The following is a 14,948-nucleotide window of genomic DNA, read 5'->3' as shown; positions in this document are numbered from 1 at the left end:
TCTGAAACGACTGTGGCCCGGCATCTCTCGCGAGATGTCGGGCCACAGTCGTTCGTGCAGGATGTTTGTCGGGTATTCGGCTAGATCGGGTTGCCGAGTTCCTTGAGGGGAGTGCGGAACGTCTCCTTGGCGGTGAACGCCGAGATCGCGCAGATGACGCACGCCACCGAAGTCAGAATGGCGACGGGCATCCAGTGTGTCTTGTCGCCGCCCATGAGGGCGTTGCCGATGGCGGGGGCAAAGCCTGCGAGGGCGAAGCCGACCTGGGTTCCGATTGCGATGCCCGAGTAGCGGACCTTGGTGTTGAACATCTCGGAGTAGAACGACGGCCAGATGGCGTTCGGGGCCGCGTAGAAGACGGACATCAATCCGATTGCGGCGAGGAAGATCAGGGGAACGTTGCCGCTGGCGATTGCGCCGAAGTACACGTAGATGAACACGGCGCTACCGAGGGCGCCGCCGATGAACAGCGGCCTGCGACCGATTCGGTCGGAGAGCATCGCCCAGGCGGGCTGACTGAGCAATGCCACGGCGTTGGCTGCGATGGCAACCCAGAGCATGGTCGACTTCGGAATCCCCACTTCTTCGGTGGTGGCGAAGGCGAGTCCGAAGACGGAGAAGATGGTCGAGACGACGGCGATGAAAGCACAGCAGATCACGCGAATCAGATTTGCGCTGTGGGTGCGAAGAAGATCGGCGACAGGCAATTTGGCGACGGTCTTGGATTCCTGCTGCTCGGTGAACTCTTCGGGCTCTTCGAGCTTGAGACGCATGATGTATGCCGCCACCAGAACGATCAGGCTGCCCCAGAACGGGATTCGCCAGCCCCACGTGTAGAGAATGTCGTCGGGGAGTGCAGCGATGGGCAGGAATACGAGGCTGGCGAGGATGAAGCCGGCCTGGGTGCCGTTGAGGGTCCAACTGCAGAAGAACGCGCGTCGACCTTCGGGGGCATGCTCGAGGGTCAGCGAGCTGGCACCGCTCTGTTCGCCCGCGGCGGAGATTCCTTGAGCGATTCTCATCAGGACCAGAAGTATCGGTGCAAAAACTCCGATCGAATCGGCGCTGGGAATACATCCGATGAGGAAGGTGGCTGCACCCATCAGAATGAGCGTGAGCAGCATGATCTTCTTGCGGCCGACGCGGTCACCGAAATGACCGAGGACCACTGCGCCGAGGGGGCGCGCGACGTACGCGACACCGAATGTGGCGAGCGAAAGCAGTGCCGCATGTCCGCTGTCCGGGAAGAACACCGTGGGGAAGATGAGCGCGGCGGCGGAGGCGTAGATGTAGAAGTCGTAGTACTCGAGCATGCTGCCGAGAAACGACGACGTTGCGGCGCGCTTGACCTTGGTCGTGTCCGGCCTGGCCAAGGATCCCGCCTCGGGGCCGGACGGTGTAACCGTGCTAGCTGACATGCTCATCTCCTGGGTGGAAGCGTCGTGGAGGCTCTACATCCGCTGACTGTGTTCGTAACGGTGTTCGTATTGAGAACGTCTGTGCGGAGAGCGATACAAGGAATGTAACCGACGCCACAGCAACTACACAAGATTATTAACCAAATAGTTCATAAAAATCTACCGGCGGACACATCACACGTCGAAACTGCAGTTCAGGGGGTCAGGAGGCCGGCTGCGCTGCGGCCGCCACCAACTGCTCCACCTGTTCCTCGGTGATCCCGAGGCCGAAGGTGGCGAGCTTTCCGAGCGGCATCGAACCGGCGAGCGCCATCATTTCGGGGCTGACCGACTGCGCGCCTTCGCCTGCCGCGGCAGACATGGCGGCGCCGAGAACGGCACTGCCGACGGGATGGGCGAGCCATTCACCGATCGTCGACATGGCGTCGAGCGTGCCGACGCCGACGTTTCCGGCCAGAGTGATCGTGTCGGTGGTCGCGATGTCCCGAGACGAGAAGCCGACGCGGATCTCGTAGTCGCCGGGTTCGATCGCCCAGTCCTGCGCCGATATGGACCAGTAGGCAAATGCCCTGGTATCGAGCGTGATGGTCACAGTCGCAGATTCGTCGGCGTCGAGGTGGATCTTGGCAAATCCCTTCAATTCCTGCGCGGGACGGTCGACGCCTTCCGAGGCGTCGTGAACGTAGACCTGAACGACGGTGCTGCCCGCTCGATCGCCGCTGTTGCGCACGGTGACGGTCACGTCGGCGGAGTTCTCGCCGGCGTCGACAGCAGTGTCGGTGATGTCGAAGGTGGTGTAGCTCAGCCCGAATCCGAACGGGTACGCCACCTCACGCAGCGCGGAGTCGTAGTAGCGGTACCCGACGTACAGTCCTTCGCCGTATCGCACGTGCTGCTGTGATCCGGGGAAATGCAGAAACGACGGATTGTCTTGGAGCCGAAGCGGAATGGTCTCCGTGAGTCGACCGGACGGATTGGTGATGCCGAACAGCAGATCGGCGATCGCAGAGCCGCCGGCCTGGCCGAGTAGCCAACCCTCGAGGATTGCGGCGGCATGATCCTTCCAAGGCTCGATCGAAATCACGCCGCCGTTGGAGAGCACGACGACGGTGTTCGGGTTCGCACCGTGCACCGCTTCCAACAGGGCAATCTGGTCGGCGGGCAACTCGATGTCGGTTCGGTCGAACCCTTCGGATTCGGTGGCGGACGGTAGTCCGAGGAAGAGCACGGCGACGTCAGCGCGGCGCGCAGCGTCGACAGCTTCGGTGACCATGTCGTCGTCCGGAGTGCCGTCGAAGGTGAAGCCCGGTGCGAAGGTGACGCGGTCGGCGCCTTCGAGGTCGAGGATCGCGTCCAAGGCATTGTCGAGTCGGGTCGGAACCACCTGTGAACTGCCTGCACCTTGATATCGCGGGCTGCACGCGAATTCGCCGATCACCGCGACGGTTTGCCCGCCGGGCGTCAGCGGCAGTAATTCGCCGTCGTTAGCAAGGAGAACAGCGGACTCCCCCGCCGCGGTCCGAGCCAACTCGTGGTGACGTGCGACGTCGTACGTGTGGCCTTCGGTGCGTGCGGCGGCGGTGCGTTTCACCAGCGTCGACAGGCGTTCGGCTGCGGTGTTGAGTACGGATTCGTCCAGGTCTCCGCCGCGCACGGCGTCGACGATCTGGGTATCGGTTCCGGTCGGCGGCATTTCCAGATCGAGGCCGGCGGCGAGTGCCGCCACGCGATCGTTGACCGCTCCCCAGTCCGAAACGACGAGGCCGTCGAAGCCCCACTGCTCGCGGAGCACCTCGGTGAGCAGCCAATGGTTCTGGCTCGAGTACACACCGTTGATCTTGTTGTACGCGCACATGACCGTCGTCGGGGCCGCGGTCTTGACGGCGTACTCGAATCCGGCCAGATAGATCTCGCGCAGCGTCCGTTCGTCGACGTCGGCGCTGACTCTCATCCGGTCGTGCTCTTGGTTGTTGGCAGCGAAGTGCTTGAGCGAGGTTCCGACGCCGCGAGACTGGATGCCGGTGATCAGCGCTGCGGCGACGCGGCCGGAGAGGAATGGGTCCTCGGAGACGTACTCGAAATTCCGGCCGCACAACGGGGATCGTTTGATGTTGATACCGGGACCGAGGAGAACCGAGACCTGTTCGGCTTTGGCTTCGTCGCCCAGAGCCTCACCGACCTGGCGGATGAGGTCGAGGTTCCACGACGAGCCCAACCCGACTGCCGGTGGAAAACATGTCGCGGGAATGCTGTGGCCGAGTCCGAGTGCGTCGCCACCCTCGGGTTGTTTCCGGACTCCGTGCGGACCGTCGGTCAGCAATATCGAGTCGATTCCGGCAACGGACTGGCTGTGCCAGAAATCCGAGCCGGACGTCAACGACGCCTTCTCCTCGAGTGAAAGCCCGTCTACGTAGTTCTCGGTCACGTCATTCCTCCCGGTGGCAGCTGTGAGTTCCACTCACCACCGTAGGGGGATTTTTCGGACTTCGGGGTGGGTCAGGACGGCGTCGGTGAGGTCAGGAACGCAACAACCATGTCGCCGAGCATCGTTCGGAGATGTTCGCGATGAGTCGAGTCGGTCAGATCACGGTCGAAGAGCGCTTTGAACGTGTACCGGTTGGCGATGCGGAAGACGCAGTAACTGCTGATCAACATGTGAATATCGAGAGCATCGACGTCGGATCGGAATACCCCTGCGTGCTGCCCGTCGTGGAGGATCTGCGAGACCAGGTCGGCGGCGGGTGCGCCGAGGCCGCTGAGTAGTTCGGATTTCTCGATGTGCTCGCCGCGGAGCATGTTCTCGTTTGCCACCAGCCGAATGAAGTTCGGGTGCTGTTCGTGGTGGTCGAAGGTCAGTTCGGCCAAGGCGCGCACTGCTGCGGTGGGGTTCAATCCCTCGAGGTCGAGTTCACGCTCCTGCGCACGAATCACGCTGTACGCGTGTTCGAGGACTGATTTGTACAGTCCTTCCTTGTCGGTGAAGTAGTAGTAGATCATCCGCTTGGTGGTGTGCGTCTTGGTTGCGATCTCGTCCACCCGGGCGCCGGCGAAGCCCTTGTCGGCAAACTCCTCGGTGGCGACGGCGATGATGTTCACCCTGGTCAGATCACTGTTTCGGCGTCGCTTCTCCGGCTTCGACGCCACGGAGTTCACTGACTGCTCGGAAACCATGTGCTCACTCTATCTGTCAGGAGTTTGTCGACTTTGCTTGTCGAGTTCGCGTCGGGGGAGTAACGTCCAGTGAACTAACTCACTAGTTCGTACATTAGCTTCGAACGTCAACACCGAGGTGCCCTGATGACTCCATCTCTGCCGGTTCTGGTCCTCAACGGACCCAACTTGAATTTGTTGGGCCAGCGGCAACCGGAGTTCTACGGGACGGACACCCTGGACGACGTCGTTTCCCGCTGCGAAGTTGCGGCCCAGAAGTTCGGAGCGGTGGTCGAAGCAAAGCAGTCGAACCACGAGGGTCAACTGATCGATTGGATCCACGAGGCCAGAGGAAGAGTCGCGGGCATCGTCATCAATCCCGGTGGGTATTCGCATACCTCCGTTGCGTTGCGAGACGCACTGGTCACACTCGACGCTCCCGTGGTGGAGGTGCATATCAGCAACATCCACGGCCGCGAAGAATTCCGTCACCACTCCTACGTGTCCGGGATCGCCGACGCGGTCATCTGCGGGTTGGGGATCGACGGTTACAGCGCCGCAGTCGAATTCGTCTGCATTCGAGAAGGGAAGAACTGATGAGTGATTCGATCCTCTGCGGTCTGATCGGTACCGGCATCGGAGCCTCCTTGACTCCGATCATGCACGAGGAAGAAGGGCGCAGACAGGGCTTGCCGTACGTTTACCGCATCCTCGATCTCGACGCGATGGGGATGGCGCCCTCGGACATCGGTGAACTTCTCACCTATGCACGACGTTTCGGGTTCCGCGGCCTCAACATCACTCACCCGTGCAAGCAGTTGGTGATCGAGCACCTCGACGAGCTCTCGCCGGACGCAGACAAACTCGGCGCAGTGAATACGGTCCTCTTCGACTCCGGCAAGGCGATCGGACACAACACCGATTGGTCGGGCTTCGGACGGAATTTCGACGAGGGGCTACCCGGTGCGCAGCTCGATCGCGTCGTGCAGCTCGGTGCGGGCGGAGCAGGTGCGGCGGTTGCCTATGCCGCGCTCACCCGCGGCGTCGGGACGCTGACGTTGGTCGATTCGAGCCTGGCTCGCGCGGAAGAACTCGCGGATGCCTTCGCGCGCCAGTTCCCGGCGCAGGTAGTCCAGGCGCGACACACGAGCGACCTCGCCGAAGCGCTCGGCAACGCAAATGGATTGATCCACGCGACACCGATGGGAATGGCGGCCCATCCCGGAATGGCCTTCTCCCCGGATCTGCTCCGCCCTGATCTGTGGGTGGCGGAAATCGTCTACCGCCCGCTCGAAACGGAACTGTTGCGTCAGGCCAGGTTGATCGGCGCGCCGACGCTCAGCGGAGGCGGAATGACTGTCTTCCAGGCCGTCGACGCATTCCGGATCTTCACGGGCATCGAGCCTGACAGCAAGCGGATGCTCGCTCACATGACCGAACTGGTGCACGGCGAGCAGACTGCGGCAGCGCTGTGAGTGCCCCGGTTCGGACGTCGATCGCGACGGTATCGCTGAGCGGCACTCTCGAGGAGAAGCTCGACGCCATCGCGGCCGCCGGCTTCGACGGCTTCGAGGTGTTCGAGCCGGATTTTGTTGCTTCGCCGTGGTCCCCGAAGGAATTGCGAACGAGGGCAGCGGATCTGGGACTCACCCTCGATCTGTATCAGCCGTTCCGTGACTTCGACACGGTGGACGAACGCCAATTTGCTCGGAATCTTGTTCGAGTGCAACGCAAATTCGAGCTGATGGATCAGCTGGGATGCGAGACGCTCCTGGTGTGCTCCTCGCCCCTACCGACCGCGAGTCACGACGACGGTCAGTTGACGGAGCAGTTCGGAGCTCTCGCCGAATTGGCGTCCGAGCACGGCAAGAAAGTTGCGTACGAGGCGCTCGCGTGGGGAGCCCACGTCAACACCTACGGCCACGCATGGAAGATCGTCGAAGGGGTCGACCATCCTTCGCTCGGAACCTGTCTGGACAGCTTCCACATCCTCTCGCGCGGTGACGATCCCGCCGGAATTCGCGAGATTCCGGGCGAGAAGATTTTCTTCCTCCAGTTGGCGGACGCACCGTTCTTGGCGATGGACATCCTGCAGTGGAGCCGGCACCACCGAAACTTCCCGGGGCAGGGCAGTTTCGATCTGAGTGCTTTTGCTCAGCACGTCTACGCCACGGGCTACGACGGACCGTGGTCGCTCGAGATCTTCAACGACGTATTCCGTCGCGCCGACACCCAGCGAACGGCAATCGACGCTCATCGGTCGCTGCTCCACCTCGAAGAACAGGTCGCTGCCGCGAACCCGGCCGCCGGTGGACCCACGCTGTTCACCGCCCCGGAGCGCACGCCGCTCGAAGGAATCGTGTCTCTGCGAATCGCGGCGGGACCAGCTAAGCAGGACCAGGTGCACACGATGCTCTCCCGCCTAGGTTTTCACCTTCTCGGGCGGCACCACGACCACGATTTGCAGTTGTGGCGGCACGGATCGCTCACCGTTGCCGTGGACGCGACTGCGGGCACGGTGTGGACGGCGCCCGGGCTGCCTGCGGATCTACCGGTTCTGACTCAGATCGGCATCCGGGCAACCGAACCTGAAGTGTGGGGTGAGCGAGCGCTGGCTCTCGAAGTACCGGCGACGCGAGTGCAGTTGCCGGGATCGAGTGACGAGAACTCCGAGGTACCGGACGTCGTACGTCTGAAGGTCACCGACGCGACGTCGATCGACCTTCGGGGCCCTGGCAGTGCTGCGGCGTGGGAATCGGCATTCGAGATCTATCCGCTACCCGCCGAGCGCAATCGTGAACAGGGCGCAGTGTTCACCGGGATCGACCATGTGGCGCTTGCAGTTCCGGCCGAGAGCTGGGACGGCATCATGCTGCTCCTGCGGTCGGTGTTCGAGATGCACCCGCACGAGGGGCAGGACGTCACCGATTCCGTCGGCCTCATGCGGAGCCAGGCGCTCACGCTCGTTCAAGACGGCGACGGACAGGCCCTGCGCATCTCGCTGAACATGGTGGAGGGCAGTCGAAGCGGGCTGCCGACTGTTCGCCGCGGCGGCGTCAGTCACGTCGCCTTCGCGTGTGAGAATATCTTCGGTGCTGCCGCGTCGATGCAGGACTGGGGCTTTGTGCCGCTACCTATTTCCCCGAACTACTACGACGATCTCGACGCGCGTTTCGGACTGAATGCCGAACTGCTCGACCGTATGCGTAGCGCCGGAATCCTTTACGACGCGGATGCTCACGGTGAGTTCTTCCACCTGTTCACCCCGACCGTCGGGGGAGACCTGTTCTTCGAGGTCGTGCAGCGAGTGGGTGGGTACGAGGGCTACGGGGAGGTCAACTCCGCTGTGCGACTGTCGGCTCAGCTGCGTGCGAGTTCGACGTGACCTCGACTCGGTGCGGGTGCGAGTAGACGTTCATCGAATCGCCGCGGATGAAACCGGCGAGAGTCAGCCCGGACTCCTGCGCTAGTTCCACCGCCAGTGAGGACGGCGCGGAGACGGCTCCGAGGATCGGAATGCCGGCCATGACGGCCTTCTGGACGAGTTCGAACGACGCCCGACCGCTGACGATCAAGATCGTGTCGTACAGGGGCACTCGGCCGTCGGTGATTGCCCACCCGATCACCTTGTCGACCGCGTTGTGACGGCCGACGTCCTCGCGCAGTGCCAGGAGTTCGCCGGTGGCGGTGAACAATCCGGCCGCGTGCAGGCCGCCGGTGCGTTCGAAGATCCGTTGGCTCTCCCGCAGCGTGACCGGCATGGCCGACAGGGTGGTGGAGGTGACGGAAGTGGTGTCACCGACCAACGGATGACGCGTCGTGGTCCGGACGGCGTCGAGTGAGGTCTTGCCGCACACTCCGCACGCGGAACTGACCACGGTGTTGCGGTCGGTGGTGTGATCGGGCAACGGCACTCCGGGAGCGAGAGCGATGTCGAGGACGTTGTACGTGTTCGCACCGGTGTCGTCGACGCCGTCGCAGTAGCGGACGACGCTCACGTCGTCGCGGGTGGCGATGACGCCTTCGCTGAGGAGGAATCCGTGTACGAGGTCGACGTCGTTGCCGGGTGTTCGCATCGTCACGGCCAGCACCTGGCCGCCGACCCTCATTTCGAGTGGTTCCTCGACGGCCAGCGTGTCGGGGCGCGTGACGACCCGATCGCCCGAGATTCGAACGACCGGTGTTCGTGTGGTGACTCGTCCCATCTCAGACGCCTGATGCTTCGAGTCGAACGGTGACTGCCTTCGAGACCGGTGTGTTCGACTTGGCTGCAACGTGTTCGAGGGGAACGAGGGGATTCGTCTCGGGGTAGTACGCCGCCGCATTACCGCGGGGGGTGTCGTAGGAGACGATGCGGAACTCCGTGACCCGACGCTCTTCGAGAGTGCCGTCTGGGGTTGTCCACTCGGACACGATGTCGACCAGATCGCCGTCGCGGAATCCGAGTGCGGTGATGTCTTCGGCATTGACGAGGATGACTTTGCGTCCACCCTTGATGCCGCGGTATCTGTCGTCGAGGCCGTAGATCGTGGTGTTGTACTGGTCGTGGCTTCGCATGGTCTGCAGAATCAGACGGCCACGAGGGGTGGGTATCCAGTGCAGGTCGTTCACGCCGAAGTTGGCTTTGCCGGTGTGCGTGCGGAATTCGCGCGAGTCACGTGGTGGGTGGGGGAGCTGGAATCCGTCGGGCTCACGGACGCGGGTGTTGTAGTTTTCGCAGCCTGGCACCACCCGCGAGATGGAATCGCGAATCAGGTCGTAGTTGCCCTCGAAAGCCGACCAGCGGACGGAGTGATCGCTGCCGAGTAGTTCGCGGGCGAGTTGGCAGATGATGGCGACTTCACTGCGCAGGTAGGGGCTGACCGGTGTGAGGCGTCCGCGGGACAGGTGCACCATGGACATCGAATCCTCCACGGAGACAAGCTGCTTTCCGCCGGCTTGGACGTCGAGGTCGGTGCGTCCGAGGGTGGGGAGGATGATCGCGGTCTGCCCGTGGACCACGTGACTGCGATTCAGCTTGGTGGAAACCTGCACGGTGAGTTCGCACTGGCGCAATGCCGTTTCGGTGGCCGCGGTGTCCGGGCTGGCCTGGATGAAGTTGCCGCCCATCGCCATGAAGAAGCTTGCCTTGCCGGCGTTCATGGCGCGGATCGCGTCGACGGTGTCCCAACCGTGCTTGCGGGGGCTCGAGATCGAGAACTCGGTGTCGAGCGCGGCCAGGAACTCTTCCGGCATCTTCTCCCAGATGCCCATCGTGCGGTCACCCTGGACGTTGGAGTGTCCTCGCACGGGGCAGACGCCTGCACCTGGTTTGCCCATCATCCCGCGCATGAGCAACAGGTTGACCGCTTCCTCGATGGTGGCGACTCCGTGTGTGTGCTGAGTGATGCCCATGGCCCAGCAGGTGACGGTTCGTTCGGATCGGGCCAGGGCGGCGGCTGTTTCCTCGAGTTGCGTCATCGACAGGCCCGTCGCTTCGATCACGGTGTCGAGATCGACTGCGCGGATGTGCTTCTCGTACTCGTCCCAACCGGCGCAGTACCGGTCGACGAATGCGCGATCGACGACGGTGCCGGGAGCGCGATCTTCCTGTTCGAGCAGCAGCTTCCCCAGGCCCTGGAACAGCGCCATGTCTCCGCCCAGCCGGATCTGCAGGAACTCGTCCGCGATCTCGACTCCGTGCCCGATCACGCCGGACACCGTCTGCGGATCCTTGAACCGTCGCAATCCCGCTTCGGGCAGGGGATTGACGGCAATGATCTTGGCGCCGTTGCCCTTTGCCTTCTCCAGCGTCGAGAGCATTCGAGGGTGGTTGGTGCCGGGATTCTGCCCGGCGATGAGGATGAGATCGGCGTTCTCGAGGTCGGGGACGGTCACCGAACCTTTGCCGATGCCGATGGATTCGGTCAGTGCGCTCCCGGACGACTCGTGACACATGTTGGAACAGTCGGGCATGTTGTTGGTGCCGTAGCTCCGAATCATCAACTGGTAGAGAAAAGCTGCTTCGTTGGAAGTGCGACCGGAGGTGTAGAACACCGCCTCGTCCGGCGACGCGAGGCCGTTCAGATGTTCGGCGATCAGTGCGTACGCGCCGTCCCAGTCGATCGGCTGATAGTGGGTTGCGCCCGGCGTCAGAACCATCGGGTGCGTCAGTCGGCCCTGCTGCCCGAGCCAGTAATCGGTCTTGCCTTCGAGGTCGGCGATCGAGTGCTCCGCGAAGAACTCGGGTGTGACGGTGCGAAGCGTTGCTTCCTCGGCAACAGCCTTCGCGCCGTTCTCGCAGAACTCGGCGGGCTTGCGATGTCCGGGAGTCTCCGGCCATGCGCACCCCGGGCAGTCGAAGCCGTGACGCTGGTTGAGCCTGGTGAGCGTTCGGGCGGTCCGCAAGGCCCCCATCTGCTCGATTCCGCGTTGCAGCGACACCAGGACGGCCGGTACTCCGGCGGCGTAGTCCTTGGGATGCGTGACTTCGAGATCCGATTCGTCGATGTCTTTCGAGGGGCCCTGGCGCGTCATGTCTCCATAGTGGCCCGAACGAGCCGGTACTGCCATCGAATGGCCCGGTCGAACTCGCCGGAATGCGACATTCATCGGCTAGCCTTACCTACCGAACCAGCGGACATAAGGGGTAAGAACATGGATCGAACGGACGCAGGTCGGCTGACCCGGCGCGGATTTCTGATCGGCACGTCGGGAGCGTTGCTGGCATTCGCCGCAGCCTGCTCCAGTTCGAACGACGAGGACACGCCCCCCAGCGGTGATACTGCGGGATCGATCACACACAAGTTCGGTACCACCGAACTGCCGAAGGATCCGCAGCGGATCGTCAGTGTCGGATACAACGATCAGGATGCGATTCTCGCGCTCGGCGGGACCTTGGTCGGAACCTTCGACTGGTACGGCGACTACCCCTCGGGTGTGTGGCCGTGGGCGCAACCTCTGCTGAACGGGTCGACTCCGGAGATCATCGGAACCGCGGGCACCACCATTCAGATCGAGAAGGTCGCCTCCGTGACACCCGACCTCATTGTGGGCACCTACTCCGGGCTCACTCAGGCGCAGTACGACAAACTCAGTGCCATCGCGCCGACAGTGGCACAGCCGAAGGAGTTCGCGGATTACGGAATCCCCTGGCAGAACCAGACGACCGTCATCGGCGAGGCATTGGGGCAGCAGGGAAAGGCCACCGAACTGATCGCCGGCGTCGAGGAGAAGTTCGCCGACGTGAAGACGGCCAATCCGGCGTTTGCGGGCAAGACTGTTCTGGTTGGCGCGTTGAAGGGGCCGGGGCAGTTCGGGGTCTACGGACCGGAAGACCCCAAGGTGCGGTTCTTCACCGAACTCGGATTCGTGAATCCGCCTGTCACCGATCAGATCACGGGTAACTTCGCCGAGATCAGCACCGAGCAACTCTCTCTTGCCGACGTCGACGTACTCGTCTGGTACGCCGGTGGTGGTTACGGCGACAAGCTTCGTGCGGAATTGGACAAGACCCCGATCTACCAGGAACTCGACGTCGTGAAGGACGGCCGCGCGATCATCCTGGAAGACGCTGCTGCCGAAGCCATGACGTGGAGCACCGTACTGAGCCTGCCGTACGCGCTCGAACAGATTCCGCCGCGGATTGCGGGCTTGCTCGTCTGATCGGTTCACGGACAGCTCGGTTCAAGCACCGGGGATTCGGACAGTCGGCGGTACTCTCGCCTCATGGGTGTACACGTGCGGCCGGCTGTCCGATCCGATGTTCCAGCACTGTCGGCGGTGTTGGCCGAGGCGTTCGAGGACGATCCTTTGATGGCGTGGATGTTGCCGAACGAAGCCACCAGGGCTGATCGTCTGACGAAACTGTTTGCCGCAGAAGCTCGTTACCACCACCTAGCCGGTGGCGGTGTCGAGGTGGCCACCGATGACAACGGCGTGATCGGCGGGGCAACTCTGTGGGATCCGCCGGGGCGATGGAAGCAGTCGTGGATCTCCGGGCTCATGAGCTTGCCCGCAATGGTGCGTGTCTTCGGCAGCGGATTGCGACATGCGGCCGAGGTCAGCTCCGTTCTCGAAGGAGCACATCCGAATTCGCCGCACTGGTATCTCGCGACTGTCGGGACCGGCAGTGCAGCTCGAGGTGGGGGATACGGCAAAGCGCTGCTGAACTCCCGGTTGGAGCGTTGCGACCGTGAACATGTCGACGCTTACCTCGAGAGCAGCAAGGAATCGAACATCCCGTACTACAACCGCTTCGGTTTCGAAGTGACCCGCGACATCGTCATGCCGGGCGGCGGGCCGACGATCTACGCAATGATGCGTCAACCGCGGGGCGCGTGATACCAACTAGTGGTGACCCAGATTCCCGAGCTCCACGCAGGCACACCGTTCGACGAACTCGACGACTACATCGCTCTGGCCAGGTTGTCCGGCCTGGTGTTGTCACCAGACGGCTCGCTGCTCATCTGCGCGCGCGCAGTTCTCGACGACAAGAGCGCCGAATACGTGTCCTCGTTGTGGGAGATCGACCCGGAAGGTCGACGTCCTGCGCGCCGGTTGACCTGGGGTTCGACCAGCGAGTCCGGTGCTGCCTTCGCGTTCGACGGCGACGTGCTCTTCACCGCCACGCGAGCGGTGCCGGGCGAGAGTGATCCGCAACCCGCACTGTGGCGTCTACCTGCGGCGGGCGGAGAAGCTCAGCTACTGATCTCACGTCCCGGTGGCGTCTCGTCGGTATCAGCGGCCAAGGCGGCGCCGACGTTCGTGGCCCAGACGTCGGTCATGGCTTCGGCGATCAGTCTCGACCAGGACGATCAGGTGCGATCGGCGCGCAAGGACAAGAAGGTCACGGCGGTGCTGCACACCGGCTATCCGGTGCGGCACTGGGACCACGACCTGGGCCCCGATCATCCGCATCTGGTTGTGGCTGAGACGGATTCGAAGGAATCCGTCGAATTGCGAGACATCACGCCAACTGCAGGCGCGGCGCTGCGAGAGACGTCGACCACGATCTCCGACGACGGTCTCTTCGTCGTGACGACGTGGACTGTCGGCGATCCGAGTGCGGCTCGCCGATCGACGTTGGTTCGGATCGACACGGTGACCGGCGACCGAACCACCCTCGTCGACGAGGCCGACGCGGACGTCTACAACCCGGTGCTCTCGCCGGACGGAACCAAGCTCGCGTTCATCCGGGAGACACTCACCACGCCGGAGTCCGCACCACGAATGACTCTGCAGCTCTACGACTTCGGATCCGGTGCCGTGACCGGCGTCGCCGACGGCTGGGATCGCTGGCCTACCTCCCTGGCCTGGTTACCCGACGGATCCGGGCTGGTGGTCACCGCTGACGACGGCGGCCGCGGTCCGATCTTCACGATCGACCTGTGGGGCCAACCGGTTCGCCTGACAGCCGACGACGCGGCGTACACCGATGTTCGAGTGGCGCCGGACGGCGAGTCGATTTTCGCGTTGCGGGCTTCGTACGAAGCGCCCCCGCACGTGGTGCGGGTGGATCTTCGATCAGGTGAGATCACCGCACTTCGTGGACCCGACCCGTTGCCGGAGCTGCCGGGAACGCTGACCGAGATCACTGCGCGCGCCGAGGACGGTTCGACGGTGCGTAGCTGGTTGGCGCTGCCGACCGGCGCCGCGCCGCACGCACCGGTGCCGTTGCTTCTCTGGGTCCACGGCGGGCCCCTCGGTTCGTGGAACACCTGGTCCTGGCGGTGGAATCCGTGGCTGCTCGTCGCCAAGGGCTACGCCGTGCTGCTGCCCGATCCCGCGCTCTCGACCGGATACGGGCAGGACTTCGTTCAGCGCGGGTGGGGTCAGTGGGGCAAGGCGCCCTTCACCGATCTGATGGCGATCACCGATGCTGCCGTCGCGCAGCCCGAGATCGACCCCAAGCGGACAGGCGCGATGGGTGGTTCGTTCGGCGGATACATGGCCAACTGGATCGCCGGCCATACCAACCGTTTCGACGCGATCGTCACCCACGCAAGCCTCTGGGCACTGGACCAATTCGGCCCGACCACGGACGCTGCTTGGTACTGGCAGCGCGAGATGTCGCCCGAGATGGCCGTCGAGAACTCACCGCATCTGTACGTCGCAGACATCACCACGCCGATGCTGGTGATCCACGGCGACAAGGACTATCGGGTTCCGATCGGTGAGGGCTTGCGGCTCTGGTACGAACTCCTTGCAGAGTCAGGTCTGCCCGCCGACGACGACGGGAAAACGGATCATCGCTTCCTGTACTTCCCGGACGAGAATCACTGGGTGCTCAAGCCTCAGCACACCAAGATCTGGTACGAGGTGGTCACCGCGTTCCTCTCCGAGCACATTCTCGGGGAAGATGTCGCGCTGCCGGAAATTCTGGGCTGAACTGCGCGTGCC

Annotated in this window: 11 protein-coding genes; 6 read left to right on the top strand and 5 right to left on the bottom strand. The window is 63.2% G+C overall.

The genetic code is table 11. From position 1 onward, the window contains the following. Positions 1-80: 80 nt before the first annotated feature. The 3 genes from ACWF6P_RS31070 to ACWF6P_RS31060 all read right to left on the bottom strand — a co-directional run bounded on the left by ACWF6P_RS31070 (position 81) and on the right by ACWF6P_RS31060 (position 4,589). Complete coding sequence (locus tag ACWF6P_RS31070; protein ID WP_230814005.1) at positions 81-1,418, bottom strand: MFS transporter; 1,338 nt, start codon at positions 1,416-1,418, stop codon at positions 81-83. A gap of 202 nt (positions 1,419-1,620) precedes the next feature. Further along, complete coding sequence (locus ACWF6P_RS31065) at positions 1,621-3,843, bottom strand: glycoside hydrolase family 3 C-terminal domain-containing protein (RefSeq protein ID WP_452623611.1); 2,223 nt, start codon at positions 3,841-3,843, stop codon at positions 1,621-1,623. Positions 3,844-3,914: 71 nt separating this feature from the next. Further along, complete coding sequence (locus ACWF6P_RS31060) at positions 3,915-4,589, bottom strand: TetR/AcrR family transcriptional regulator (protein ID WP_378447846.1); 675 nt, start codon at positions 4,587-4,589, stop codon at positions 3,915-3,917. A gap of 126 nt (positions 4,590-4,715) precedes the next feature. Here ACWF6P_RS31060 and aroQ point away from each other — a divergent pair, with 126 nt between their 5' ends. Genes aroQ through ACWF6P_RS31045 form a run of 3 tightly spaced genes read left to right on the top strand, consistent with a single transcriptional unit; the run spans position 4,716 to position 7,953 of the window. Continuing rightward, positions 4,716-5,165, top strand: a complete 450-nt coding sequence (gene aroQ, locus ACWF6P_RS31055; RefSeq protein ID WP_378447847.1) for a type II 3-dehydroquinate dehydratase — start codon at positions 4,716-4,718, stop codon at positions 5,163-5,165. Continuing rightward, on the top strand, positions 5,165-6,043 hold the full coding sequence (locus ACWF6P_RS31050) for a shikimate dehydrogenase (RefSeq protein WP_452623610.1): 879 nt from the start codon (positions 5,165-5,167) through the stop codon (positions 6,041-6,043). Before aroQ ends, ACWF6P_RS31050 begins: the two co-directional genes overlap by 1 nt. After that, complete coding sequence (locus ACWF6P_RS31045; RefSeq protein ID WP_452623609.1) at positions 6,040-7,953, top strand: TIM barrel protein; 1,914 nt, start codon at positions 6,040-6,042, stop codon at positions 7,951-7,953. Before ACWF6P_RS31050 ends, ACWF6P_RS31045 begins: the two co-directional genes overlap by 4 nt. On the opposite strand, the gene fdhD is transcribed toward ACWF6P_RS31045, so the two are convergent. Both fdhD and ACWF6P_RS31035 read right to left on the bottom strand, forming a co-directional pair. Further along, a complete protein-coding gene (fdhD, locus tag ACWF6P_RS31040) occupies positions 7,904-8,773 on the bottom strand; it encodes a formate dehydrogenase accessory sulfurtransferase FdhD (RefSeq protein ID WP_347874108.1) in 870 nt (289 codons plus the stop codon). The genes ACWF6P_RS31045 and fdhD overlap by 50 nt on opposite strands. Before the next feature lies 1 nt (position 8,774). Further along, a complete protein-coding gene (locus tag ACWF6P_RS31035) occupies positions 8,775-11,084 on the bottom strand; it encodes an FdhF/YdeP family oxidoreductase (protein ID WP_452623608.1) in 2,310 nt (769 codons plus the stop codon). Between the two features lie 120 nt (positions 11,085-11,204). Between ACWF6P_RS31035 and ACWF6P_RS31030 the strand changes: the two genes are divergently transcribed. From ACWF6P_RS31030 to ACWF6P_RS31020, 3 genes are all read left to right on the top strand, one after another. Beyond that, entirely contained in the window at positions 11,205-12,212 is a 1,008-nt protein-coding gene (locus tag ACWF6P_RS31030; RefSeq protein WP_378447852.1) for an iron-siderophore ABC transporter substrate-binding protein, read from the top strand. A gap of 63 nt (positions 12,213-12,275) precedes the next feature. Continuing rightward, positions 12,276-12,890, top strand: coding sequence for a GNAT family N-acetyltransferase (locus ACWF6P_RS31025; protein WP_378447853.1), 615 nt, complete (start codon positions 12,276-12,278; stop codon positions 12,888-12,890). Positions 12,891-12,902: 12 nt separating this feature from the next. Beyond that, a complete protein-coding gene (locus ACWF6P_RS31020) occupies positions 12,903-14,936 on the top strand; it encodes a prolyl oligopeptidase family serine peptidase (RefSeq protein ID WP_452623607.1) in 2,034 nt (677 codons plus the stop codon). Positions 14,937-14,948: the final 12 nt, after the last annotated feature.

Source organism: Rhodococcus sp. NPDC055024 (genome assembly GCF_053608585.1).
The sequence above is the reverse complement of the archived record's forward strand: the minus strand, read 5'-3'. Positions and strand labels throughout refer to the sequence as shown.

What these genes read in the sequence shown, in the direction of transcription:
- ACWF6P_RS31070 (WP_230814005.1), bottom strand. Translation starts at nt 1,418, where the DNA reads ATGTCAGCTAGCACGGTTACACCGTCCGGCCCCGAGGCGGGATCCTTG.
- ACWF6P_RS31025 (WP_378447853.1), top strand. Translation starts at nt 12,276, where the DNA reads ATGGGTGTACACGTGCGGCCGGCTGTCCGATCCGATGTTCCAGCACTG.
- ACWF6P_RS31030 (WP_378447852.1), top strand. Translation starts at nt 11,205, where the DNA reads ATGGATCGAACGGACGCAGGTCGGCTGACCCGGCGCGGATTTCTGATC.
- aroQ (WP_378447847.1), top strand. Translation starts at nt 4,716, where the DNA reads ATGACTCCATCTCTGCCGGTTCTGGTCCTCAACGGACCCAACTTGAAT.
- ACWF6P_RS31050 (WP_452623610.1), top strand. Translation starts at nt 5,165, where the DNA reads ATGAGTGATTCGATCCTCTGCGGTCTGATCGGTACCGGCATCGGAGCC.
- fdhD (WP_347874108.1), bottom strand. Translation starts at nt 8,773, where the DNA reads ATGGGACGAGTCACCACACGAACACCGGTCGTTCGAATCTCGGGCGAT.
- ACWF6P_RS31035 (WP_452623608.1), bottom strand. Translation starts at nt 11,084, where the DNA reads ATGACGCGCCAGGGCCCCTCGAAAGACATCGACGAATCGGATCTCGAA.
- ACWF6P_RS31060 (WP_378447846.1), bottom strand. Translation starts at nt 4,589, where the DNA reads ATGGTTTCCGAGCAGTCAGTGAACTCCGTGGCGTCGAAGCCGGAGAAG.